General features: G+C 71.8%; 16 protein-coding genes. 5 read left to right on the top strand and 11 right to left on the bottom strand.

Annotation, left to right across the window (positions count from 1 at the left end; genetic code table 11):
- Nucleotides 1-42: 42 nt before the first annotated feature.
- The 3 genes from RBJ65_RS22580 to kdgD all read right to left on the bottom strand — a co-directional run bounded on the left by RBJ65_RS22580 (nucleotide 43) and on the right by kdgD (nucleotide 3,854).
- Nucleotides 43-1,365: a gluconate:H+ symporter gene (locus tag RBJ65_RS22580; protein ID WP_306318967.1), complete on the bottom strand. Its 1,323-nt coding sequence runs from the start codon at nucleotides 1,363-1,365 to the stop codon at nucleotides 43-45.
- Nucleotides 1,366-1,489: 124 nt separating this feature from the next.
- On the bottom strand, nucleotides 1,490-2,839 hold the full coding sequence (gudD, locus tag RBJ65_RS22575) for a glucarate dehydratase (RefSeq protein ID WP_306318966.1): 1,350 nt from the start codon (nucleotides 2,837-2,839) through the stop codon (nucleotides 1,490-1,492).
- Between the two features lie 88 nt (nucleotides 2,840-2,927).
- Nucleotides 2,928-3,854: a 5-dehydro-4-deoxyglucarate dehydratase gene (gene kdgD, locus RBJ65_RS22570; RefSeq protein ID WP_306318965.1), complete on the bottom strand. Its 927-nt coding sequence runs from the start codon at nucleotides 3,852-3,854 to the stop codon at nucleotides 2,928-2,930.
- A gap of 320 nt (nucleotides 3,855-4,174) precedes the next feature.
- On the opposite strand from kdgD, the gene RBJ65_RS22565 reads away from it, so the two are divergent.
- Nucleotides 4,175-4,774, top strand: coding sequence for a TetR/AcrR family transcriptional regulator (locus tag RBJ65_RS22565; RefSeq protein ID WP_306318964.1), 600 nt, complete (start codon nucleotides 4,175-4,177; stop codon nucleotides 4,772-4,774).
- A gap of 53 nt (nucleotides 4,775-4,827) precedes the next feature.
- Nucleotides 4,828-7,209 carry an MFS transporter gene (locus tag RBJ65_RS22560; protein ID WP_306318963.1) on the top strand — a complete coding sequence of 794 codons (2,382 nt, stop codon included), beginning with the start codon at nucleotides 4,828-4,830 and terminating at the stop codon, nucleotides 7,207-7,209.
- Between the two features lie 105 nt (nucleotides 7,210-7,314).
- Here RBJ65_RS22560 and RBJ65_RS22555 read toward each other — a convergent pair whose 3' ends face one another.
- Both RBJ65_RS22555 and RBJ65_RS22550 read right to left on the bottom strand, forming a co-directional pair.
- The gene (locus RBJ65_RS22555) at nucleotides 7,315-8,217 is read right to left on the bottom strand and encodes an NAD(P)H-binding protein (protein ID WP_306318962.1); all 903 of its coding nucleotides are present in this window, start codon (nucleotides 8,215-8,217) and stop codon (nucleotides 7,315-7,317) included.
- A gap of 65 nt (nucleotides 8,218-8,282) precedes the next feature.
- A complete protein-coding gene (locus RBJ65_RS22550) occupies nucleotides 8,283-10,175 on the bottom strand; it encodes an alkyl/aryl-sulfatase (protein WP_306318961.1) in 1,893 nt (630 codons plus the stop codon).
- A gap of 158 nt (nucleotides 10,176-10,333) precedes the next feature.
- On the opposite strand from RBJ65_RS22550, the gene RBJ65_RS22545 reads away from it, so the two are divergent.
- Nucleotides 10,334-10,894: a DapH/DapD/GlmU-related protein gene (locus RBJ65_RS22545; protein ID WP_306318960.1), complete on the top strand. Its 561-nt coding sequence runs from the start codon at nucleotides 10,334-10,336 to the stop codon at nucleotides 10,892-10,894.
- 25 nt (nucleotides 10,895-10,919) lie between these two features.
- Here RBJ65_RS22545 and lysA read toward each other — a convergent pair whose 3' ends face one another.
- A complete protein-coding gene (gene lysA / locus RBJ65_RS22540) occupies nucleotides 10,920-12,260 on the bottom strand; it encodes a diaminopimelate decarboxylase (RefSeq protein ID WP_306318959.1) in 1,341 nt (446 codons plus the stop codon).
- On the bottom strand, nucleotides 12,257-12,619 hold the full coding sequence (locus RBJ65_RS22535; protein WP_306318958.1) for an SAV_915 family protein: 363 nt from the start codon (nucleotides 12,617-12,619) through the stop codon (nucleotides 12,257-12,259). The genes lysA and RBJ65_RS22535 overlap by 4 nt, the downstream gene beginning before the upstream one ends.
- Before the next feature lie 251 nt (nucleotides 12,620-12,870).
- Between RBJ65_RS22535 and RBJ65_RS22530 the strand changes: the two genes are divergently transcribed.
- On the top strand, nucleotides 12,871-14,598 hold the full coding sequence (locus RBJ65_RS22530; RefSeq protein ID WP_306318957.1) for an ATP-binding cassette domain-containing protein: 1,728 nt from the start codon (nucleotides 12,871-12,873) through the stop codon (nucleotides 14,596-14,598).
- On the opposite strand, the gene RBJ65_RS22525 is transcribed toward RBJ65_RS22530, so the two are convergent.
- The 4 genes from RBJ65_RS22525 to RBJ65_RS22510 all read right to left on the bottom strand — a co-directional run bounded on the left by RBJ65_RS22525 (nucleotide 14,564) and on the right by RBJ65_RS22510 (nucleotide 22,145).
- Nucleotides 14,564-15,985, bottom strand: coding sequence for an aminotransferase class V-fold PLP-dependent enzyme (locus RBJ65_RS22525; RefSeq protein WP_306318956.1), 1,422 nt, complete (start codon nucleotides 15,983-15,985; stop codon nucleotides 14,564-14,566). The two genes, RBJ65_RS22530 and RBJ65_RS22525, sit on opposite strands and share 35 nt — an antisense overlap.
- A gap of 123 nt (nucleotides 15,986-16,108) precedes the next feature.
- Entirely contained in the window at nucleotides 16,109-18,082 is a 1,974-nt protein-coding gene (locus tag RBJ65_RS22520) for an enoyl-CoA hydratase (protein ID WP_306318955.1), read from the bottom strand.
- Nucleotides 18,079-20,982, bottom strand: a complete 2,904-nt coding sequence (locus RBJ65_RS22515; RefSeq protein ID WP_306318954.1) for an FAD-binding and (Fe-S)-binding domain-containing protein — start codon at nucleotides 20,980-20,982, stop codon at nucleotides 18,079-18,081. The genes RBJ65_RS22520 and RBJ65_RS22515 overlap by 4 nt, the downstream gene beginning before the upstream one ends.
- Entirely contained in the window at nucleotides 20,979-22,145 is a 1,167-nt protein-coding gene (locus tag RBJ65_RS22510; RefSeq protein WP_306318953.1) for an alanine--glyoxylate aminotransferase family protein, read from the bottom strand. Before RBJ65_RS22510 ends, RBJ65_RS22515 begins: the two co-directional genes overlap by 4 nt.
- Before the next feature lie 186 nt (nucleotides 22,146-22,331).
- Here RBJ65_RS22510 and RBJ65_RS22505 point away from each other — a divergent pair, with 186 nt between their 5' ends.
- Entirely contained in the window at nucleotides 22,332-23,072 is a 741-nt protein-coding gene (locus RBJ65_RS22505; RefSeq protein ID WP_306318952.1) for an IclR family transcriptional regulator, read from the top strand.
- Nucleotides 23,073-23,104 lie beyond the last annotated feature (32 nt).

Below are 23,104 nucleotides of genomic sequence, written 5' to 3'. Positions count from 1 at the left end.
TTCCTCCGTGGTCGGTGGTGCCGGATGCTACGAACAGCCTTGTCACATCACCGCGTTGAGCGCGAGCACGCCACCGAGTCCAAGCACCGCGAGCACGGTCGTGTACGTGGTCCGTGCCTTGATGGCGTCGAGTACCGAAAGGTTGAAGTACTCCTTGAACATCCAGAAGCCCGGGTCGTTGACGTGCGAGAACGCGATCGAGCCGCAGGAAACGGCGAGCACCATGAGTTCCGGCGAGCTGCCGCTGCCCGCGACCATCGGAGCGACGATTCCGGCGGCGGTGGACACCGCGACCGTGGCGGAGCCGAGGGCGATGCGCAGGATCGCGGCGATCAGCCAGGCGAGCAGCAGCGGGGAGATCGACCAGTGCTCGGTGGTGTCCTTGATGTAGTCCGAGATGCCGCCCTCGACGAGGACGTTCTTGTACGCGCCGCCCGCCGCGATCACCAGCATGATCATGGCCATGGACTTGGCGGCGTCGCCGCAGGAGGTGGCGATGTCCTTGAGGGAGCGGCCGATGCGCGGGCCGAAGACGTAGATCGCGAGCAGCAGGGTGAGCAGCAGCGCGAACTCGGGGGAACCGATGAACTTGATGACACCCATGCCGGGGGCGTGGTCGTCGAGGGACATCTCGGCGATGGCCGCTCCGGCGATGAGGACGACCGGGAGCAGGGCGACCGCGAGAGACCAGCCGAGGGCCGGCATCTCGTCCTCTTCGAAGACGCGCTCGGTGACGAGGCCGGTGGGGATCGACGGGTTCATCCGGCGGACGAACGGCAGCCGCGGCCAGACCAGCGCGATGAGGGCGCCGGCCGGGACGGCGATGAACAGGCCGACGAAGAGCGTCTGGCCGACGGAGGCGTCGAACATCTCGGCGACGGCGGTCGGTCCGGGGTGCGGCGGCAGGAAGCTGTGCATCGTGGACAGCGCGATGGACATCGGCAGGCCGATCCACAGCAGGTTCTGCCGGGTGACACGGACCAGGGTGAAGGCCACCGGGACGATGATGACGAAGGCGACCTCGTAGAACATGGTGACGCCGATGAGCATGGCGGTGACGACCATCGCCACCTGCACCCACCGGTCACCGAACGCCTTCGTGAGCTTGGTGGCGATGCGCTGGGCGGCTCCCGCGTCGCCCATCACGCGGCCCACCATGGCCCCTAGGCCGATCACCGGCAGCGTACCGGAGAGTTGATCACCGATTCCTGCCTCAAGGACGTCGGAGATCTCCGGGAGGCTGATCCCCTGGACCATCGCGACGACGACCGCGACGAGGAGCAGGGCTATGAAGCCGTTGAGCTTCACCTTGGTCATCAAGAACAGCAGCGCCACAACACTGAGCGCCACGACGAGCATTGGCATGATCACTTCCCCTTCGAAGTGACGGAGGTGCACGTTCGGTTGTTCAGGGCATGCGAGGGTGCGGCGCGGCGTCGTCCGAGCGGGGCACGACGCCGTACCGGCGAGAGGGGGGAGGGTTAGGGCCCTAGCGCACCATGGCCGGGCGCTTCGGGTCGAAGGTCCAGCCCGGGATGAGGTACTGCATTCCGGCGGCGTCGTCCCGGCCGCCGAGGCCGAGGGAGAGGTAGCGCCGGTGGGCGGCCTCGACCTCGTCCATGTCCAACTCGACGCCCAGTCCAGGGCGTTCGGGCAGCGCGATGGCGCCGCCTTCGATGGGCAGCGGCACGTGGGTGAGGCGCTGACCGTCCTGCCAGATCCAGTGGGTGTCGATGGCGGTGATGTCACCGGGCGCGGCGGCGGCGACGTGGGTGAACATCGCGAGCGACACGTCGAAGTGGTTGTTGGAGTGCGAGCCCCACGTCAGTCCCCAGGCGTCGCAGAGCTGGGCGACGCGCACGGAGCCGTTCATGGTCCAGAAGTGCGGGTCGGCGAGCGGGATGTCGACGGCGTCGGCCTTGATGGCGTGGCCGAGCTGCCGCCAGTCCGTGGCGATCATGTTGGTGGCGGTCCTCAGGCCGGTGGCGCGCCGGAACTCGGCCATCACCTCGCGGCCGCTGTAGCCGCCCTCGGCGCCGCAGGGGTCCTCGGCGTATGCGAGTACATCCCGCAGGGACCGCCCGACCTCGATGGCCTCGTCGAGGAGCCAGCCGCCGTTGGGGTCGAGGGTGATGCGGGCCTCGGGGAAGCGTTCGGCGAGCGCGGTGACGGCCTCGGCCTCGGCGCGGGCGTCGAGGACGCCGCCCTTGAGCTTGAAGTCCTGGAATCCGTACCGCTGTTGGGCTGCCTCGGCGAGCGCGACGACGGCCTCGGGCGTGAGCGCCTCCTCGCTGCGCAGCCGCTCCCAGGCGTCCTTGGCGTCGGACTCGTCGCGGTACGGGAGGTCGGTGCGGCGGCGGTCACCCACGTAGAAGAGGTACCCGAGGACGGGCACGGACGTGCGCTGCACACCCTCCCCGAGCAGCGCGGCGACCGGCACGTTCAGGTACTGGCCGAGGAGGTCGAGCAGGGCCGCCTCGACGGCGGTGACGGCGTGCACGGTGACCCGCAGGTCGAAGGTCTGCGCGCCGCGCCCGCCGGAGTCCCGGTCGCCGAACCGCTCGCGTATCGCGCGCAGCACGGCCTGCGGATCGCCGACGGGCCGCCCCACGACGAGGTCGGTGGCCTCTTCGAGGGTGCCGCGAATGGCCTCGCCGCCCGGCACCTCACCCACGCCCGTACGTCCGTCGGAGTCGGTGAGGATCACCAGATTGCGGGTGAAGTACGGGGCGTGCGCGCCGCTCAGGTTCAGCAGCATGCTGTCCTGGCCTGCGACCGGGACGACCCGCATCGAGGCGACGACGGGGGTGGCGGTGGGGGGAACGGCCTGGGTGCTCATGGACGGTGGGGCCTTTCGCGTGCGGCTCGCGGGCGGATGAGGGGCCTACGTGTGGTGCATGAGGGGGCTGCGGGTGTGCGGCGCGCCGTCAGTGGCCGATGCCCTTGATCAGCACGGTGAGCGCGTCCAGTTCGTCCGGTTCGAGGTCGGTGAGGGGCGGCCGGACCGGTCCCGCGTGGTACCCGGTGGCGGCGAGCCCGGCCTTGACGATACTCACGGCGTATCCGCTCTTCCGATTGCGGATCTCCGTGTACGGCAGCACGAACTCGTCGAGTTTGCGGAGCACTTCGTCGTGGCGGCGGGCGCGGACGTCGGCGTAGAAGGAGAGCGCGAACTCGGGGACGAAGTTGAAGATGGCCGACGAGTAGGTGGTGACACCGAGTTCGAGGTACGGCAGGGCGAAGGTCTCGGCGGTGGGCAGACCGCCGATGTAGGTGAGGCGGTCGCCGAGCTTCGTGTAGAGGCGTGTCATGGCGTCGATGTCACCGACGCCGTCCTTGAAGGCGATCAGGTTCGGGCAGGACTCGGCGAGGCGGGCCATGGTGTCGGCGCGGTACACGGCGTTGGCGCGGCTGTAGACGATGACACCGAGGTTCGTCGCGGCGCACACCGCCTCGACGTGTGCGGCGAGCCCGTCCTGCGGGGCCTCGGTGAGGTACGGCGGGAAGAGCAGGATGCCGTCGGCGCCGGCCCGCTCGGCGGCCCGTGCCATCTCGACGGCGGTGGCGGTGCCGTATCCGACGGGCGCGAGGACGGGGGTACCCTCGGGGGCCGCGGCCGCGGCGACGGTCACGACGCGCTCGACCTCGGGCACGGTGAGCGAGAAGAACTCTCCGGTGCCCCCGGCGGCGAAGAGCCCGGCGACCTCGTGGGCGCCGAGCCGGGCGACGTGCTCCCGGTAGGCGTCCTCGTCGAAGGAGTGTCCGTGCTCCGCGCCGCGGAAGTGCGTCACGGGGAAGGACAGCAGGCCCGAACCGAGGCGTCGGCCGAGTTCGGCGGGCGTATAGGCGGTCATAGCGGTGGTGCTCCCGAGCTGAGATGTGCGACAGACGTAGCTGAGGTGTGCGACAGATGTGACCGCGGCGGGCCGTCTCCCGCGTGGCCCGCGTCACTGGTCTGGCGAGACGCTATGAGCTGCCGCTGATGCACGTCCAACACCGATTTCGCATCTTGCGATGCCCATTGAGCATCACTTGGACGAGGCTTTGGGCGGGGCTTCGGACGGGACTTCCATGCGGCACGCAACGAAACGTTTGCGTTTCGATGAGCGGGGGCGTACCTTTTAGCGGTACGAAACCGTTTCGGTTCGCTTATTCACCGTCAGGCAAGGAATCCATGGGGCTGTCCGAACCCCTCACGCGCAGGAAGCGCCGCACGCGCCTCACCCCCGAGCGGGAGCGCGAGTTGTACGGCCGCACGCTCGACCTCGTACGCGATGTCGGCTACGAGACGATGACGCTCGACGCCGTCGCCGCGGAGTCGAAGTGCAGCAAGGCCACGCTGTACCGGCAGTGGGGCAGCAAGCCGCGGCTCGTGTCCGAGGCGCTGCGGGAGCTGCGGCCGTTCTCCCTGGAGGACCTCGACACCGGGTCCCTCAGGGGCGATCTGCACGCCTTCGCGGAGCGGGTCGGCGAGGCCCGCAAGGACATCGACCTCGTACGGGGCATCTCGCTGGCCATCCGCAAGGACGCGGATCTCGCGGACGCCGTGCACGAGGCCCTCGTGCAGCCCGAGCTCGACCTGTTCGAGGCGATGCTCTCGCGCGCCGCGGACCGCGGTGAGATCGATCGCGCCGCGGCCGCCTGCGACTTCCTTCCGCACATGTTCGTCGGCGCCGTCTTCTCCCGTCCGCTCCTCGAGCGGCAGGCGGCCGACACCACATACCTCCAGCGCTACGTGGACACCGTCGTCCTCCCCTTGCTGCTGAACGCCTGATGAGCGCCTGACAGACGTCCGGCTCCCCCACACACATTTCGAAGGACCACGCAATGCCCACCCCGCTCGACGCGCGCGAGCGTCCGGCCGCGGCCTCCGCCGCACAGCCGCCGGGCGCGCAGGCCGCGCACCACGTGCCCCACCGCTGGTGGGTGCTGGCCGTCATCGGCCTCGCCCAGCTGATGGTGGTGCTCGACGCCACCATCGTGAACATCGCGCTGCCGTCCGCCCAGGCGGACCTCGGCTTCTCCGACGACGGCCGCCAGTGGGTCGTCACCGCGTACTCGCTCGCCTTCGGCAGCCTCCTGCTCCTCGGCGGCAAGCTGTCCGACCTGTTCGGACGCAAGAACACGCTGATCATCGGCCTCATAGGGTTCGCGGGTTCGTCCGCCCTCGCGGGTGCCGCCACCGGCTTCTCGATGCTCGTCGCGGGCCGCGCGCTCCAGGGCATCTTCGGCGCGATCCTCGCGCCGACCGCGATGGCGCTCCTTACGACGACGTTCACCGAACCGAAGGAACGGGCCAAGGCGTTCGGCATCTTCGGTGCGATCGCCGGTTCCGGTGGTGCCATCGGCATGCTGCTCGGCGGCTTCCTCACCGAGCACCTCGACTGGCGCTGGACGCTCTACGTCAACCTGATCATCGCCGCGTTCGCCGTCGTCGGCGCGCTCGTCTTCGTCCGCAAGCCGGCCCCCGGCCCGCGCCCGAAGCTCGACCTCCTGGGCACACTGCTCGTCGCCGCCGGTCTCTTCAGCATCGTCTTCGGCTTCTCCAACGCCGAGACGCACAGCTGGGGCAACTGGATGTGCTGGGTGTTCCTGGCCGCGGGTGTCGTGCTGCTCGCGCTCTTCATCTTCTGGCAGACCCGGGCGAAGCACCCGCTGCTTCCGCTGCGCGTCCTGGCCGACCGCAACCGTGCCGCGTCCTACGTGAGCGTGTTCATCACCGGTGCGGGCATGTTCGGGATCTTCCTGTTCCTGACGTACTACCTGCAGCTGATCCTCGGCAAGACGCCGATGGAGACGGGCGTCGCCTTCCTGCCGATGATCCTGTCGCTGATGGTCACGGCCCAGCTCGCCACCATGGTGCTGGTCCCGAAGCTCGGCCCGAAGCCGGTCGTCCCGGTCGGCATGGGGCTGACCGCGGGTGGTCTGGTGTGGCTGACCGCGCTCGACGTGACCAGCAGCTACGCCTCGCACGTGCTGCCGCCGCTGATCATGATCGGTGTCGGTATCGGTCTCGTGATGCCGCCCGCGATGAGCCTCGCCACCCTCGGGGTCGACCCGAAGGACCAGGGCGTCGCCGCCGCGACGGTCAACACCATGCAGCAGGTCGGCGGTTCGATCGGTACGGCGCTGTTCAGCACCATGGCCGCGACCGCCGCCACGAACTACATCGCCGACCACGGCACCTCGAAGCTGGACCAGGCCGAGGCCGCCGTGCACAGCTACGCGACCGCGTACTGGTGGGCCGCCGGGTTCTTCGCGGCGGGCCTGATCGTCTCGGTCCTGATGTACCGCGCGGGCCGTCCGCACGCGCAGGTTCAGCAGAAGGTCGCCGAGACCTCCGAGGCCGCCGAGGCCGTGGAGACGGCCGCCGAGGCGACGGCCGCCACGGCTGCCATCGCCGCCCCTGTCACCGTCGTCGCCACCGCCTCCGCGGTGGAGGGACCCGGTGTGCAGGGCCGGATCCTCGACGGTCAGGGCGCTCCCCTGTCGGGCGCCGTGGTCACCCTGATCGACCGGGCGGGCGCCCAGATCGGGCGTGGCACGGCCGCCGCCGACGGCAGCTACTCGGTGTCCGCGCCGTCCGGTGACGGCGAGGGCTACGTCCTCGTGGGCTCGGCTCCCGGCCGCGACCCGCGCGTCGCCACGCTCGCGCTCCGCGCGGACGGCCCGGTCAGCTTCGACCTCGTCCTGAGCGGCGACGGTGGCCTCTTCGGCACCGTGCGGGCCGAGTCCGACCAGGGGCCGGTCGTCGGCGCGCTCGTCATCACCACGGACGAGCGCGGCGAGACGGTGGGCTCGGCGCTCACCGACACGGACGGCGGCTACTCGTTGCCGCAACTGCCGCCCGGCGCCTACACGTTCACCGCCAGCGCGGAGGGCTTCCAGCCGTACGCGGGTCAGGCCCAGGTCGCCGGTGGCACCGCCACCCGGCAGGACGCCGTGCTGCGCTCCGCCGCGAGCCTGACCGGCACGGTCCGCGGCACCGACGGCACCCCGGTCAACGACGCCCGCGTCACCCTCCTCGACCAGGCGGGCAACGTGGTCGCGGTACACACCACCGGCGCCGACGGCGCGTACGCCTTCGCGGGCCTGGCCGGTGACACGTACACCGTCATCGCGAGCGGCTACCCGCCGGCCTCGAAGGCGGTCACGGTGGCCGGTGGCAACCCGAGCGACCTGGACGTCGCGCTCGGCCACGGCGACTGACACCACGTCGGGGACCGGGCCGGACCGAATCGAACCGGTGACACACCGCCGCGGGCGGGGCAGATGACTTCTGCCCCGCCCGCGGCGTCTTCGTACCCGGCGCGCCTATTGCTGTGTGCTCCAGTGGTCCGTGACCCACTGCCGGAAGGTACGCGCGGGTGTTCCCAGCACGTCCGCCACCGTCGTCGTCACGTACGCCGGGTGTCCGGCGCTCGCGCCCCAGGCGGCGAGCAGCATGTCGACGACCGGGCGCGGCCAGACACCTTCCGTGGCGCGCCGGAACTCCTCGGGCGAGAGTTCCTCGAAGGGGACCGGGCGGCCGATGACCTCGCCGATCACCCGCACCTGGTCGGCCTGCGTGAGGGCCTCAGGGCCGGTGAGGACGTAGTCGCCGCCGATGTGCCGGGGACCTGCCTCGTACAGGGTGCGGGCGGCCACGGCGGCGAGGTCGCGCTCGTCGATCGGCGCCGTCTCCACATCGGCGTACGGCCATCGCACCGGCTCGCCCGCGCGGATCGCGGGCTCCCACCACAGGCGCGCGTTCGAGGCGAACATGCCGGGCCTGAGGAACGTCGCGTCGAGGTCCGCGGCCGCGATCAGGCGCTCGATCTCCGCGTGCAGCGCGGCCATCGGGTTCGGCTGCTGGAAGAACGGGTGCGGTGTCCGGTGCGGTGCGGAGAGGTGGACGACGCGCCGCGTGTGCGCCGCGATCCGGTCGACGACGGCGCCTGCGGTGGCGGGCGGCGCGGTCCACAGGAGGAACACGGAGCGCACGCCGCGCAGTGCGGGGTCGAGGGAGGCGGGGGCTGTGAAGTCGCCCGCCACCACCTCGACCCCGTCCGGGAGTCCGGCGGCCGCGGGGTCGCGGGTGAGCGCCCGCACGGGCACGCGCGCGGCCAGGAGTTCGTCGACCACCGCGCGCCCGATGCGGCCGGTGGCGCCCGTCACGAGGACGGGGTGGGTCGGGTCCTGCTCTTCGTTCGTGTGCTGCTGCGCCTCGGTCACCATGAGCCCCACGATAACGTAACCGAGTTACATTTTTTACGGTCGGGCCGTCACGGCGACAACAGCCCTCACGGCGTCACGATCGCGAAGTCACGGTCGCCCGGGTCGAGGACCGAGGCGAGCCGGGACAGCGCCGAGGTGTCGCCCTCCACCTGGACTCCCGCCCGCTCCAGGCCCTCCGGCGTCAGACCGTTGGCGGCGAGGCCGGCCAGCGCGCGGACGGTGGTGGTGAGGGTGACGTCGGCGGCCGTCTTCTGCGACGCGGGGCTGTAGGTGAGCACCCCGTTGGCGAGGCGGACCCGGTAGCGCTCGTCGACGTCCGTCAGGCACACGTCGACGCTGAGCCTCTCGTCCCAGGCCCTGGGGCCGTCGATCTGGATGGCGAGCGCGTCGAACAGCATGGTCGGGCTGAGGTTCGCGACGATGTCGGGCGCGGCGGCGACCGTGGGCGTACCGAAGCGGCCGTCGCGCAGCTCGGTGGCGCCGGAGAGGTAGAAGTTGCGCCACGTGCCGTTCTCGGCGCCGTAGCCGAGCTGTTCGAAGGTGTCGGCGAGCAGGGCGCGGGCGGCGGCGTGCTCGGGCTCGGCGAAGACGACGTGGCTGAGGACCTCGGCCGCCCAGCGGTAGTCGCCCGCGTCGAAGGAGCCGCGCGCCTTGGTCACGACCGCGTCGGCGCCGCCCATGAATTCGACGTAGCGCTTGCCGGCCTCGACGGGCGGGTGCTGCCACAGGTGGGCGGGGTTGCCGTCGAACCAGCCCATGTAGCGCTGGTAGACGGCCTTGAGGTTGTGGCTGACGGAGCCGTAGTAGCCGCGCGTGTTCCAGGCGTTCTCCAACGCGGGCGGGAGTTGGAGGTGTTCGGCGATCTCGCTGCCGGTCCAGCCCTTGTTGATGAGGCGCAGGGACTGGTCGTGGAGGTAGCCGTACAGGTCGCGCTGGGTCTCCAGGAAGCGGATGGCGCGCTCCTGGCCCCAGGTCGGCCAGTGGTGCGAGGCGAAGACGACGTCCGTGGTGTCACCGAAGAGGTCGATGGTCTCGGTGAGGGCGTGCGACCAGGCGTGCGGGTCGCGGACGACGGCGCCGCGCAGGGTCAGCAGGTTGTGCAGGGTGTGGGTGGCGTCCTCCGCGGTGCACAGGGCCCTGAAGTCGGGGAGGTGGATGAGGAGTTCGGCCGGGGCCTCGGTATTGGGCGCCATCTGGAAGACCATACGGACGCCGTCCACGGTCTCCTCCTGGCCGGTCGTGGTGACGGTCACGGTCGGCGGGATCAGCGAGACGGTGCCGGTCGATGTGGTCTGGCCGAGCCCGGCGCCGACCTGGCCCTGCGGGCCGCGGGCGAGGGCCGCGCCGTACATGTAGGCGGCGCGGCGGCCCATGGCGGTGCCCGCGTACACGTTCTCGGCGACGGCGTGCTCGGTGAAGCCCTCCGGCGCGAGCACCGGCACCCGCCCGGCGTCGACGTCCTCCTGGGTGGTGACACCCCTGACGCCGCCGAAGTGGTCGACATGGGAGTGGGTGTAGACGACTCCGGTGACGGGGCGCTCGCCGCGCCGCTCGCGGTACAGGTCGAGGGCCGCGGCGGCGGTCTCGGTCGAGATCAGCGGGTCGATCACGACGACGCCTTCGGTGCCCTCGATGAACGTGACGTTGGACAGGTCGAGCCCGCGCACCTGGTAGATGCCTTCGACTACCTCGAACAGGCCCTGTTCCGCGACGAGTTGGGACTGCCGCCACAGGCTCGGGTGCACCGTGTCGGGGGCCTCGCCCTTGAGGAAGGCGTACGTGTCGTTGTCCCATACGACACGGCCCTCGGCGTCCGTGACCGCGCTCGGCTCCCGCCTGGCGAGAAGGCCGCGCGTGGCGTCCTCGAAGTCCTCGGTGTCGTCGAAGGGCAGGCGGGCGCGGACGTCCGCCTGCTGCTGGCTGATGGAGGGCTGGGCGGCGTTCGGCGTCGAAGTCATATCGCCAGATTCACACCATTCCACCCCAGTTACGCGGTTCGACTCGCGCTCTTGGCCCTACGAACACGTACAAGACGAACGCGTACAACCGGACGTTGTCCGCCACCGCCTCCGCCGTTGTTTGATCGCGTCGTGCACGCACCACTTGGATGACGGCCATGACTTCCCCCGCCCAGGACCGCCTGTACGTCCGCACGCCCGAGTTCGCGCGCGTCGCCGAGCGCATCGAGCGCGTGACCGCGCTGACGTCCCGCCTCAACGTGCTGCCCTTCGACGACAGGGCGGCGCGCGCGGCGCTGCTGTCGGAGATCTTCGGCGGACCGCTACCCGACTCCGTCACCCTCTACCCGCCCTTCTACACCGACTTCGGGCTCCATACCGAATTCGGCGAGCACGTCTTCGTCAACCAGAGCTGCACCTTCTACGACCAGGGCGGCATCCGCATCGGCGACGGCGTGCTGATCGGCCCGAAGACCAACCTCATCTCCTCCGACCACCCCGTCCGGGCGTCCGAGCGCAGCGAGTTCATCACCCGGGCGCCCATCACCATCGGGGCGGGCGCGTGGCTCGGCGCGGCCGTGACCGTGCTGCCCGGTGTCACCGTCGGGCCCGGCGCCGTGGTGGGGGCGGGCGCCGTGGTCACCAAGGACGTTCCCGCGAACTCTCTGGTGACCGGGGCCGCGGCGGCCGAGCGCAAGCGCTGGGATGACCGGCCTTAGCCGGTCCCCAGCGGCTCTCGGGAGCCTAGAGGCCCACGTCGCGGCTGCGGATGTCCTCCAATGACTCGCGGCGGACGAGGAGTCGGGCGTGGCCGTTGTGGACGGCGACGACCGGTGGGCGGCCGACCGCGTTGTAGCCGGAGGCCATCGACAGGTGGTACGCGCCCGCGACCGGCACGGCGAGCAGATCGCCCGCGCGTACGTCGTCGGGGAGCGCGACGTCCGTGGCGAGCACGTCACCGGCCTCGCAGTGCCGCCCGACGACCGTGACCGCGGCGTGGTCCGGGCTGCCGCGCCGGCCGACGAGGCGCGGCACGTAGCGCACCCCGTAGAGCGCGGGGCGCGGGTTGTCGCTCATGCCGCCGTCGACGGCGACGAAGGTGCGGCCCGCGGTGTGCTTGACGGACACGACGCGGTAGAGGGCGATCCCGGCGGGCCCGACGACCGCCCGGCCCGGCTCGATGATCAGGCGCGGCACGGTGAGCCCGGCCACCGCGCACGCCTCGGTCAGTTCGGCGCGCACCTTGCGGGCGAGGCGGGTGAGGTCCATGGCGGGTTCGCCGGGGCGGTAGGCGATGCCGTGGCCGCCGCCGAGGTCCAACTCGCGCAGTACGAGGCCGTGTTGTTCGTGGAGGCGGGCCATCAGGCCGACCATCCGGCGCACGGCCGACAGATACGGCTTGACGTCGGTGATCTGTGAGCCCAAGTGGCAGTGCAGGCCGGTGAGTTCGAGCTGCGGCTGGTCGAGGATGCGGGTGATGGCGTGCTGGGCGTAGCCGTCGCCGATGGAGAGGCCGAACTTCTGGTCCTCGGTGCCGGTGCGGATCTTGTCGTGGCCGCCCGCGCTGATGCCGGGGACGACACGGACCATCACCTTCTGGTGGCCGCCGGGGCCGACCGCCGCGGCGATCCGGGCGATCTCGGAGGGGCTGTCGATGACGATGCGGCCGACGCCGTACCAGAGGGCCCGCTTCAGGTCCTGGGGTGTCTTGGCGTTGCCGTGCAGGACGATCCGGTCGGCGGGGAACCCGGCGGCGACCGCGAGTTCCAGTTCCCCGGCGGAGCAGACGTCGAGGCCGAGGCCCTCCTCGGCGACCCAGTGGGCCATGGCCCGGCACAGGAACGCCTTGGCGGCGTAGTGGACTTCCGCCTCCGGGAAGGCGTCCCGGTAGGTGCCGCAGCGGCGGCGCACCTCACCCTCGTCGAGGACGTACGCCGGGGTGCCGTAGCGGCCCGCGACCTCCGCGAGGGACACACCTCCGACGGTCGGGTCGCCGGGGCGCGGTTCGGCGGTGGAGGCCGGCCACACCGACAGCTGGTGGTCGGGCGTGGCGGCGGCAGCGGCGGGTTCGTGAAGGGTCGTCATCGGGTCGCCGCCACTCGGGGCGCCGGCGCGCTCGTCCGCTGGCTCGGCGCGCCGCGCCGCCCGCCCGAGTCCGGTGCCGGGGCCAAGAGCTGGGGGTCGACCGTGACGACGGTCGCGCCGAGGGGCGCGGTGATGGCGCGCAGGGCGGGCTCCGCGAGCCGGATCCACGGCTGGCCGGTGCCGAGCGTACTGGTCAGCGCGTACGCGGAGGTGAAGCCGACCGCCGTACGGTCGCCGAGCGGGGTGCGGAACAGTCGGGCGGCGTGCCCGAGCCGGCCCGGCCGGACGGGAACGTACAGGGGTCCGGCCGGGAACCGATCGGCGGGTTCCGGGTCCTCGGCGGGGCGGGGTGCTGCCATGGGGTGCCTCCTGGAGCGTCCGGGCGGTGGAGCTGCGGGGTGATCCGTGCGGATCAGTCATCCATGCGGATCACCAAGGACGCTATGCCCGCCCTCCCCCACCTTCGGCACTTCCTTGATGGGACGCTGACGTCGCCCGCCGCGATGCTGACGCGCCGCTGACGACACCCGCCGCGAGACCCCGCGCGTACTCCGCCCGCCGCCGGGGCAGGTCATGAGGGCCGGGCCGACAGGGGTGGGAGGACGGGCACATGGCGGTTGCCGAAGGACGGGGTGGCGCGTCGGACACCGGGCGCGTGGCGGGTGTGGAGCTGTCCGCGCGGGGCATCGAACTCGCCCTGCCGGGCGGGGTCGTGGCGCTGTCCGGGGTGGACGTGCCCACGGTCGCTCCCGGGAGTGTGCTGGGGATCGCGGGTGGCAGCGGGGCGGGCAAGACACTGCTGCTCGAAGTGCTCGCCGGGCTGCGCGTACCGCGCTCCGGGAGGGTGTCGGTGCGGTGGGACGACTCCGGAGCCGGGGGTGCTGGGGACGCCGGGGACGCCGGGGACGCTGGGGACGGGCTCCGCTACGGGTTCGTGCCACAGGACGACATCGTGCACCGGGCACTGCCGCTGCGCGCCGCCCTGGAGTACGCGGCCCGCCTGCGCGGCACCGATGTCGGCGCGGTGCCGGGCACCTTGCGCGAGTTGGGGCTCGACGACGTCGCCGAACAGCCGGTGCGTACGCTCAGCGGCGGCCAGCGCAAGCGCGCGAGCATCGCGATCGAACTGCTCTCCCGGCCCGAGCTGCTGTTCCTCGACGAACCGACCTCGGGCCTCGACCCGTTGGCGGGAGCGCAACTGGTGCGGCACCTGCGCCTGCTCGCCGCACGGGGTGTCACCGTCGTCTTCACCACCCACACACCCGCCGATCTGCGCCACTGCGACCAGGTGATGTTCATCGCCCCCAACGGCCGGCCCGGGCCGGCGGGGACACCCGACGCGCTGCTGAACCACCACTCCCCCGACGGCACGTTCGAGGCGCTGTACTCGACGGAGGCCGCACCCACGACGGCCCCGGAAACCGCCACGACAGCCCCGGTCGGCCCCCGCGCACGCTTCGCACCGGCCACCGGGCGGCTGCGCCAGTGGGCCGTGCTCTCCGGCCGTGATCTGCGCCTGCTGCGGCACGACCGGCTCACCGCCGCCATCACGGTCGGCTCGCCGCTCCTCATCATCGCGATGTTCGCGCTGCTGTTCCGGCCGGGTGTCTTCGATCCCGCGCACCCGTCACCCGCGGCGTCGGCGATGGTGCTGTTCTGGATCGCGTTCGGGGCGTTCTTCTTCGGGCTCGCGTACGGACTCCCGCAGATCTGCGGGGAGTTGGCGGTGGTGCGGCGCGAGCGGCGGACCGTGCTGCGGCTCGGCCCGTATCTGCTCGCCAAACTCACCGTGCTCGGGCCCGTGTTGCTGCTGGCCGACGCGCTGCTGCTCGCCGTGCTGCGCGCCCTCGACCGGCTGCCGAGCGCCGAACCGTCCTTCTACGCCTCGTTGTTCGCGAGCACGGCGCTGGCCTCGTTCGCGGCGCTGGCGCTTGGCCTGTGCTGTTCGGCGCTGGTGTCGGAGCCGAGCCAGGCGGCGCTGGTGCTGCCGCTGCTGTGCTTCCCCCAGGTGCTGTTCTCGGGGGCGTTCGTGCCGGTGCCGAGGATGGCGGAGGGCGGGCGCTGGATCAGTGTGGCGATGACGAACCGGTGGGCGTTCGAGGCGCTGGGCTCGGGCGCGGGCCTCCCGGAACTGTGGCGGGGCGCGGGCACGGAGGGCCGGGCGTCGCTCGCCTCGTACGGGGACAGTTTCGGGCGTCCGGAGTGGGTGGGGTGGGTGGTCCTCGCCGGGTGCGCGACGGCCTTCCTCGCCGTCGCCTGGCTGGTGCTGCGGCGCCGCTGCCCTGTGTCCGCGCACCGCCTCCTCAGCACACCAGACGTGGCGCGAGCCCCTCGCTGACGGGTGTGCCCGCCGAGAACGTCTCGGCGAGGAACTCCACGAACCGGTCGATGTCCTCAGGCGTGTTGGCGATGCCCGGCGACACCCGCACCGCCCCGCCCGACGGCAGTCCGAGGCGCCGTATGTATCCGTCGATGGTGTCGGCGCGGCGCCTGCGCGCGCCGGTCCTGCGCAGCAGGCGCGGCGCGATGGCGAAGGCCTCCTCGCCCGCGCCCGGATTGCAGAAGCACCCGGTCCGTACGGAGATCCCGGCCGCCGCGCACTCCCGCGCCACGATCCGCTCGTCGACGACGCGCCCTTGCCGGTCCAGAACGTTCAACGCGACGGTCCCACCCCGCCGTTCGGTGTCGCGCGGGCCGTAGACATGGACGAGCGGCCCGCCGTCACGGCGACGCAGTCCTGCCAGGCCCGCGAGCAGCCGCCCGGTCAGCCGGTCGACGTGTGCGGCGACGGCGGCGGCGCCCACGTCCTCGTACCAGTCGAGTCCGGTGACGAGTTGCGGTACGGCGTGGAAGTCGGGGGTGCCGTCCTCGAAGGCTTCCGGGGCCCGCGCCATGCGGTGCCAGCGGGCCCGCGCGCTCACGACCTTGATGGTGCCGCCCGCGAACCAGGGGCGGCGCAGCGCGGCCAGCGCCTCGCGCCGAGCCACCAGGCTGCCCACGCCGCTCGGGTAGCCGAACACCTTGTACCAGCTCACGACGGTGAAGTCGGCGGGCACGCGGCGCAGCGAGAGGGTTCCGGTCGGCAGGTAAGCGGCCGCGTCGAGGAGCGTGTGCCATCCGGCGGCGCGCGCCTCGGCCACCCATTCCAGGGGATGCCGTACGCCGCTGAAGTTGCTCTGCGCCGGATAGCAGAACAGGCCGCGGCGCCGACCGGTCAGCGCCCGGCGGACCGCGGCGTCCGACACCCGCAGCGCGTTCCCGTCGAACGGTACGAGGCCCGCCTTCGCGCCCGCCGTGCGCGCGAACTCCCGTACTCCGTTGACGGAGTTGTGGTTGTCCTGCGTCAGCAGCAGGCTGCCGGTCCTGCCGCCGAAGGGGTACGCCTCGCCGACGAGCTTCACCGCCTGTGAGGCGTTCGCCGTGAACACCACGGTGTACTCGGCCGGGTCCGCGTCCAGGAAGCGCAGCACTCGCCGCCGCGCCGCTTCCACGAGTTCGGTCGAGGCGGCGGATGCGGGGCTCTCGGTGTGCGGGTTGCCGTACGCGGCGCCGCCGAGCCGTGCCGCGTGCGCGGCGGGCAGGCTGCGGGGTACCGGGGCGGCGCCCGTGTGGTCCAGGTAGATCTGGTGTGTCTCGTCGAGGTAGCCGAACTCCTCGGCCCGCAGCCGTGCGAAGTCCGCCGCGCCGTGTGTGTCCCGGCCGTTGTCTCCTGCGCTGTTTCCCATGATTCCCCCTGGGCTCCCCGTCAACGCGATCCCGCCTTTGCGTAGGGTCACCCCGTTATGGGGTGGTGTCCAGGGGGCCTCGGTCAGAGGGCTGGGTGAGGGGGCTGGGCAAAGAGGCGGGGCCTACCGGCCTTGCCAGTCCGGTTTCCGTTTGGCCAGGAACGCCGCCACGCCCTCCGCGAAGTCGCGGCTGCCGTAGACGCGGGCGTACAGGTCTTCGGCGTGGCCGGGGGCGGAGGCGGCGAGGACGCGGCGGTCCGCCTCCTTCAGGGCGGCCAGGGTGAGCGGGGCGCAGCCGGCGATCTCCGTGGTGAGGTCGGCGAGGCGGGCGTCCAGGTCCGCCGGGTCGACGACCTCCGCCACGAACCCCGCCTCGTACGCCTCCGCCGCCGTGATCAGACGCCCTGCCAGCAGCGCTCGCAGGGTGCGGGCGCGGCCGAGGCCCGCGTAGAGGCGGGCCATGACGGTGGGGGAAAGGCAGTTGCCGAGGGTGCGGCCAATGGGGGCGCCGAAGACCGCGTCGGGCGTGCACAGCACCACGTCGCAGCAGCTCGCGAGGGCGCTGCCCGCGCCGACCGCCGGGCCCTCGACCGCCGCGACGACCGGCATCCGCAGGGCGGCCAGGCGGTCGACCGCACGCGCGACCCGCGCCTCGTAGGCGACGCCGTCCGCGCCGCTCGCGAAGTCCCGGAACTCGCGGATGTCGGTGCCGGCCGCGAACGCACGGCCGCCCGCGCCGCGGATCACCGTGAGCCGGATGCCGGGGTCGGCGTCGATCTCCTGGCAGGCGCGCTCCAGTTGGTCGTACATGTGGAGGGTCAGGGCGCCCAGGCGGTCGGGGTTGGCGAGGGTGAGGTGGGCGGCGTGGGCGGCGGTGCCGGGGACGGGGTGGCGGGTCCAGGTGACGGAGCCCTCGCCGTGATCGGAAGGCAACTCGTCCTCCCTTCGCAGGAGTTCGCTGTTGTGCTCGCCGAGCACGGGTGGGTGGCGGCGCAGCCGCGCCGGGGTGCGGGCGAGCTTCACCGGGAAGCCGACGACGCGGCTGCGGCCGTCGACCGGGTGGTCGTACTCCTCGACCATGCCGCGGGCGCGGGCGTGCGGGTCGTGGTCGAGGATCTGGCCGTAGTCGAGGATGGGGCCAGAGGGGACGCCCGCGTCGAGGAGTTGGGTGACACACTCCTCCGTACTGGTGGCGGCGAGCCGCCCTTCGAGGAGGGCGATGAGTTCGGCGCGGTGGCGCATCCGGTCGGTGTTGGTGGCGAACCGTTCGTCGTCCGCGAGGTGCTGGAGGTCGAGGGCCTCGCACAGCCGCAGCCACAGCCGCTGGTTGTTCGCGGCGATGGTGGCGTGGCCGTCCTTGGTGCGGACGACCTGGTAGGGCGCGGACATCCGGTGGGCGGAGCCGAGGCGCTGTGGTGGCTCGCCGCCCGAGAAGTACTCGACCGACTCCCACACCGACATCGCCAACACGGCCTCGTAGAGGGAGGTTTCGAGGTACTGCCCCTCCCCCGTGCGCAGCCGGTGCACGTGGGCGGCGGCGATGCTGAGCGCGCACAGCATGCCCGCGCCGAGGTCGCCCACGGGCAGCCCGCACTTCACGGGTGGGCCCTCCGGGTCGCCGGTGACACTGACGGCGCCCGCCATGCCCTGCGCGATGAGGTCGTAGCCGGGCCGGTCGGCGTACGGGCCGTACTGGCCGAATCCGGAGATCGAGGCGTAGACGACGTCCGGGCGGACCGCGCGCACGGCTTCGTAGCCGACGCCGAGGCGGTCGGCGACGCCGGGCCTGAAGTTCTCCACGACCACGTCCGCTTCGGCGGCGAGCCGCAGGAACTCGGCGCGGTCGCTGTCGGTGCGCAGGTCGAGGGTGACACTGCGCTTGTTGCGGTTGAGGGCGTGGAAGGCGGGGGTGTCGCTGCCGGGGCGTGGTGTGCCCATGGAGGTGCGGGTCTGGTCGCCGCCGTTCGGCTGCTCGACCTTGATGACATCGGCGCCGAGGTCGGCGAGGAGCATCGTGCAGTACGGGCCCGCCATGACTTGCGTGAGGTCGAGGACGCGGACGCCGTCGAGGGCACCATGCCCGTCGGGAGGTGTCATCGCAGTGCCTCCCGTACGAGCTGGAGTGGGTGCACCGCGCCGCGTCCGGTGCCGTGGTGGATCTGCTGGCGGCACGAGACACCGGTGGCGGCGACGACGGTGTCCTCCGGTTCGGCCCGCACCGCCGGGAAGAGCCGGTCCTCGCCGACCGCCATGGACGTGTCGTAGTGCTCGGCCTCGAAGCCGAACGAGCCGGCCATGCCGCAGCAGCCCGCGTCGAGCTCGACGACCTCGGCACCGGGGATGCGTTGGAGGAGCGCGACGGTGGCGGCCGTGCCGACCTCGGCCTTCTGGTGGCAGTGGCCGTGGAAGAGGATGCGGCCCGCGTCCGAGTCCCGCAGGGACAGCCGGCCTTCGTCGATGGCCTCGGTGATCAGTTCCTCCAACTGCCGTACGCGGCCGGAGACTTCGGCCACCGCCGGGTCGCCTGGCAGCAGGGCCCGATGTTCGTCGCGCAGGGTCAGCAGGCAGGAGGGTTCGCAGCCGACGACGGGGCCGCCGTCCCCGGACTTCGCGAGGTTGTGCACGAGTCCGCGCGCCTGCTCCTTCGCCTGGTCGAGCAGCCCCTTCGAGAAGGCGGCGCGCCCGCAGCAGCCACCGCTCTCCAACTGGACGTTCCAGCCCGCCCGTTCGAGGAGTTCGACGGCGGCGCGGCCGACGGCCGGGTCGGTGTACGTGGTGAAGGAGTCGGCGAGGAGGGTGACCGTGCCCTGGCTCCCGGCCACCGTCCCCGGCCTGCGGCGGAACCATGACACGAGGTTCCGGCGCGCGAACACCGGCAGTGGCCTGGCGCGCGCGATGCCGAGGCCGCGCTCCAACAGCCGCCTCGGCAAGGGCAGGTTGGAGATGGGCGCGGTCGCCGAGCCGAGCCGGTTGAGGCGGCGGATGGCGCCGAACACGCGGGAGCGGAGCGGGGTGCCGTGCCGCTCGTGGTGGTGGGCGAGGGTCTCGGCCTTGAGGGTGGCCATGTCGACGCCGAGCGGGCACTCGCTCTTGCACGCCTTGCACATCAGGCACAGGTCGAGGACCTCGTGCAGCCCCTCGTCGCCGAGCGCCGCCTGCGGGTCGGGCTCGGAGAGCGCCTTGACCAGGGCGTTCGCGCGGCCTCGGGTGGAGTCGGGCTCGTGCTTGGTGACCATGTACGAGGGGCACATGGCGCCCGCGTCGCTCTTGCGGCACAGGCCGATGTTCATGCACCGGTCGGCCGCGCCGCGCATGCCACCGCCCGCCGCTCCCCCTCCGACGACCTCGAAGTCGAGGTGGGTACGCAGGGGTGGCGCGGGCGGGAGCGCCGCGTCGCGGAGGTGTTCCGTCATGGCGGGGGCGTCGACGATCTTTCCGGGGTTCAGCCGGTCGTCGGGGTCGAAGAGGCCCTTGACCTCGCGCATCGCCTCGTACAGGTCGTCGCCGTACAGCTCGCGGTTGAACTCGCTGCGGGCCAGGCCGTCGCCGTGCTCGCTGGAGTTGACGCCGCCGTACTCGCGTACCAGGTCCTTGATCTCCTCGGCGACGGCCCGCATCGTGCGCACCTGGGACGGGTCGGCGACGTCGACGAAGGGCCTGATGTGCAGACAGCCGACCGAACAGTGCCCGTAGAAGCCCGCGTTGAGTTCGTGCCGGTCGAGGATCTTCTTGAAGCGGCGGGTGTACGCGGCGAGGTGCTGCGGGTCGACGGCCGTGTCCTCGATGAAGGCGAGGGGCCTGCGGGTGCCTTCGCTTGCGGCCATCAGCAGGCCGAGGCTGGACTTGCGGACCTTGAGGAGCCCGGACTGCTGGGCGGGGGTGACGGCCTGGAGGGTGTGGTAGCCGTGGCCGTGCCGCTTCCAGAGTTCGGTCAACTTCTGCAGGCGGCCGGTGAGTTCGGCCTCGTCGTCGCCGGTGAAGCTGACGAAGAGCAGGGCCTCCGGGTCGCCTTCGAGGATGCTGCCGAGGGAGGCGTACTCGATCTTCTGCCGGGACAGATCGAGGATCGTACGGTCCATCATCTCGACGGCCGACGGGTCGAGGCCGAGCGCGTCCTCGGTGGCCTCGACGGCCCCGGCGACGGAGGTGAAGTGGCCGACGGCGATCACGGTGCGGGCGGGTTTGGGGACGAGGTCGACGAGGGCGCGGGTGGCGACGACCAGGGTGCCTTCCGAACCGACGACGAACTTGGCGAGGTCGAAGGGTGTGTCGGGGTCGGCGAGCCGGTCCAGGCGGTAGCCGCCGGAGCGCCGCCAGTAGGCGGGGAAGTCGGTGGCGATGGACGCGGAGTGTGCCTTGACGATCCGTGGCAACTCCCCGTAGAGCCGCCCCTCCAAGGTGTCGTGTCCCGCGCGGCGGGCGCGTTCGGCCTCGTCGGCGGGGCCCAGGCGTGCCGTGGTGGCGTCGGAGAGGACGACGTCCAGCTCCCGTACGTGGTCGATGGTCATGCCGTAGCGGATCGAGCCGCTGCCCGCCGAGTTGTTGCCGACCATGCCGCCGATGGTGGCGCGGTTGCTGGTGGAGGTGTCCGGGCCGAACATGAGGCCGTGCGCGGCGGCGGCGCGGTTCAACTGGTCCTGTACAACGCCGGGTTCGACGAGCGCGGTGCGGGCCTCGGGGTCGAGTTCGACGATGCGGTGCAGGTGCCGGGAGAGGTCGAGGACGAGGCCGGGGCCGATGGTCTGCCCGGCGAGGCTGGTCCCCGCGCCGCGCGGCACGAGCGGCACACCGTGTGCGGCGGCAGCGGCGACGGTGGCGCGCACGTCGTCGGCGTGGCGCGGGAAGACGACGCCCTGCGGTTCGATGGCGTACATGCTGGCGTCGCGGGAGAACAGGTGCCGGGTGTAGTCGTCGAAGGAGACCTCGCCTTCGAGGTCGCGGCGGAGCGTGGCTTCGAGGTCGCGGGCGGCGGCGCGCACTTCGCTGGGGGCCGTCATCGCAGCACGTCCAACGCCGCTTCGAGGCCGCCCCGTTGGGATGGCACCCCCGCCAGTTCGAGCCCCATCTGCACACCGGCGAGCGTGCCCGCGAGGGTGAGGTCGTTGAAGTGGCCGAGGTGTCCGATGCGGAAGACCCGTCCCGCGAGCTTGCCGAGGCCGGAGCCGAGTGACATGTCGAAGCGCTCCAGGATGACCTTGCGGAGCTTGTCGGCGTCGTGCCCGTCGGGCATCAGGACGGCGGTGAGCGAGCCGGAGTGCTCGCGCTCGTCGGCGCACAGCACCTCAAGTCCCCATCCCCGTACGGCTGCGCGGGTGGCGGCGGCGTGCCGGGCGTGCCTTGCGAACACGTTCGGCAGTCCCTCCTCCGCGAGCATGCGCAGCGCTTCGTCCAGGCCGTAGAGGAGGTTGGTGGCGGGGGTGTACGGGAAGGCGCCCTTGGTGTTGGCGTCGATGACCGGCTGCCACTTCCAGAACGACTTGGGAAGCCCGGACGTACGGGACGCGGCGAGGGCCTTCTCGCTGACCGCGTTGAAGCTGAGGCCGGGCGGCAGCATCAGCCCCTTCTGGGAACCCGCGACGGTGACATCGACACCCCACTCGTCGTGCCGGTAGTCGATGGAGCCGAGCGAGGAGATGGTGTCGACGAGCAGCAGGGCCGGGTGCCGCGCCTCGTCCATGGCCCGGCGCAGCTCGGGGATTCGGCTGGTCACACCGGTCGAGGTCTCGTTGTGGACGACGCAGACCGCCTTGATGCGGTGGCCGGTGTCGGCGGCGAGGCGTTCGGCCAGTGCCTCCGGGTCCGCGCCGCGGCGCCAGTCTCCGGGGATGGCGTCGGTGTCGACGTCGAGGCCCAGGCCGCGTGCCATGTCACGCCAGAGCGTGGCGAAGTGACCGGTCTCGAAGGACAGTACGCGGTCGCCTGGGCTGAGCGTGTTGACCAGCGCGGCCTCCCAGGCGCCGGTGCCGGAGGCCGGATAGACGACGACAGGACCGGTCGTGCCGAACACCGGGCCGAGCGCGGCGAGCAGACGGTGTGTCAGCTCGGCGAACTCCGGGCCCCGGTGGTCGATGGTGGGCGCCGACATGGCGCGAAGGACCCGGTCGGGGACATTGGTGGGGCCGGGGATCTGCAGGAAGTGGCGGCCGGTGCGGAGCGTCATGCGGTCGACTCCTCAAAGGTGTTGTGCCGTGAGGTGGCACGCCGTACCGTTGAGCGGCACGTGGAGCGTAGGCTTCCCGTCGCCGACGAGTCAACGGACGCGTAAGAGACGAGTAGTCACCGGACGCGTGAGGACGGACTCGTGAGGACCGACGCGTAAGGACCGACGCGTAAGGACGGACGTGTGATGATGCAGAACGTCGCGAACACCCTTCGGGCGCTGGAGGAAGTCGCCGCGCTGCAGCCCGTCGGCGTCGCCGACCTGGCCAGGGCCCTTGACCTGCCGAAGAGTTCGGTGCAGCGATCGCTCGTCACGCTGCACGCCACGGGCTGGATCCGCCCCGCCGGCGGCACCCCCACCCGCTGGGTGGTGACGGCGAAGGCGCTGCACGTCGGGCGGCACGCCACCGACGAGCTGGGCCTGCGCGACGCCGCCCTGCCGGTGATGGAGGAACTGCGCGAACGGACCGACGAAACCGTGCACTTGGCGGTCCGCGAGGGCGGAAAGGTGCTGCTCGTCGAGCGCTTGCAGACCAGCAAGGCGGTGCGCATCATCCTGCCGCTCGGCCAGGACCTGCCGATGCACGCGTCCGCCAACGGCAAGGCCGTGCTGGCCGCCGACCCCGACGACGCGATCCGCCGCTATCTCGACGAGGGGCTGCCGCGCTACACCGACACCACGGTCACCGACCGCGAGCAACTCCTCGCGGAGGTGCGGGAGATCAGGGCGTGCGGCTACGCGACGAACGGTGGCGAGTGGCGCACGGATGTCTCGGCGGTGGCGTCCGCGGTGATCGGGACGGAGGGGCTTCCGGTGGCGAGTGTGAGTGTGAATGTGCCGACGAGCCGGATGACCCCGGAAGCCACTGTGACCTTCGGCGGACTGGTGCGAGAAGCGGCGCGGGCGATCAGTGCCCGAATCTCCTGACGCGCGACATGTCTTGACGCGCCATCAGGCCA

Source organism: Streptomyces sp. KL109B (assembly GCF_030766935.1).
Taxonomy (GTDB): Bacteria; Actinomycetota; Actinomycetes; order Streptomycetales; family Streptomycetaceae; genus Streptomyces.
This window is presented reverse-complemented; position numbering and strand designations above follow the sequence as displayed.

What these genes read in the sequence shown, in the direction of transcription:
- RBJ65_RS22565 (WP_306318964.1), top strand. Translation starts at nt 4,175, where the DNA reads ATGGGGCTGTCCGAACCCCTCACGCGCAGGAAGCGCCGCACGCGCCTC.
- RBJ65_RS22555 (WP_306318962.1), bottom strand. Translation starts at nt 8,217, where the DNA reads ATGGTGACCGAGGCGCAGCAGCACACGAACGAAGAGCAGGACCCGACC.
- gudD (WP_306318966.1), bottom strand. Translation starts at nt 2,839, where the DNA reads ATGAGCACCCAGGCCGTTCCCCCCACCGCCACCCCCGTCGTCGCCTCG.
- RBJ65_RS22530 (WP_306318957.1), top strand. Translation starts at nt 12,871, where the DNA reads ATGGCGGTTGCCGAAGGACGGGGTGGCGCGTCGGACACCGGGCGCGTG.
- RBJ65_RS22560 (WP_306318963.1), top strand. Translation starts at nt 4,828, where the DNA reads ATGCCCACCCCGCTCGACGCGCGCGAGCGTCCGGCCGCGGCCTCCGCC.
- kdgD (WP_306318965.1), bottom strand. Translation starts at nt 3,854, where the DNA reads ATGACCGCCTATACGCCCGCCGAACTCGGCCGACGCCTCGGTTCGGGC.
- RBJ65_RS22510 (WP_306318953.1), bottom strand. Translation starts at nt 22,145, where the DNA reads ATGACGCTCCGCACCGGCCGCCACTTCCTGCAGATCCCCGGCCCCACC.
- RBJ65_RS22550 (WP_306318961.1), bottom strand. Translation starts at nt 10,175, where the DNA reads ATGACTTCGACGCCGAACGCCGCCCAGCCCTCCATCAGCCAGCAGCAG.
- RBJ65_RS22505 (WP_306318952.1), top strand. Translation starts at nt 22,332, where the DNA reads ATGATGCAGAACGTCGCGAACACCCTTCGGGCGCTGGAGGAAGTCGCC.
- RBJ65_RS22525 (WP_306318956.1), bottom strand. Translation starts at nt 15,985, where the DNA reads ATGGGAAACAGCGCAGGAGACAACGGCCGGGACACACACGGCGCGGCG.
- RBJ65_RS22535 (WP_306318958.1), bottom strand. Translation starts at nt 12,619, where the DNA reads ATGGCAGCACCCCGCCCCGCCGAGGACCCGGAACCCGCCGATCGGTTC.
- RBJ65_RS22520 (WP_306318955.1), bottom strand. Translation starts at nt 18,082, where the DNA reads ATGACACCTCCCGACGGGCATGGTGCCCTCGACGGCGTCCGCGTCCTC.
- RBJ65_RS22580 (WP_306318967.1), bottom strand. Translation starts at nt 1,365, where the DNA reads ATGCCAATGCTCGTCGTGGCGCTCAGTGTTGTGGCGCTGCTGTTCTTG.
- RBJ65_RS22545 (WP_306318960.1), top strand. Translation starts at nt 10,334, where the DNA reads ATGACTTCCCCCGCCCAGGACCGCCTGTACGTCCGCACGCCCGAGTTC.
- lysA (WP_306318959.1), bottom strand. Translation starts at nt 12,260, where the DNA reads ATGACGACCCTTCACGAACCCGCCGCTGCCGCCGCCACGCCCGACCAC.
- RBJ65_RS22515 (WP_306318954.1), bottom strand. Translation starts at nt 20,982, where the DNA reads ATGACGGCCCCCAGCGAAGTGCGCGCCGCCGCCCGCGACCTCGAAGCC.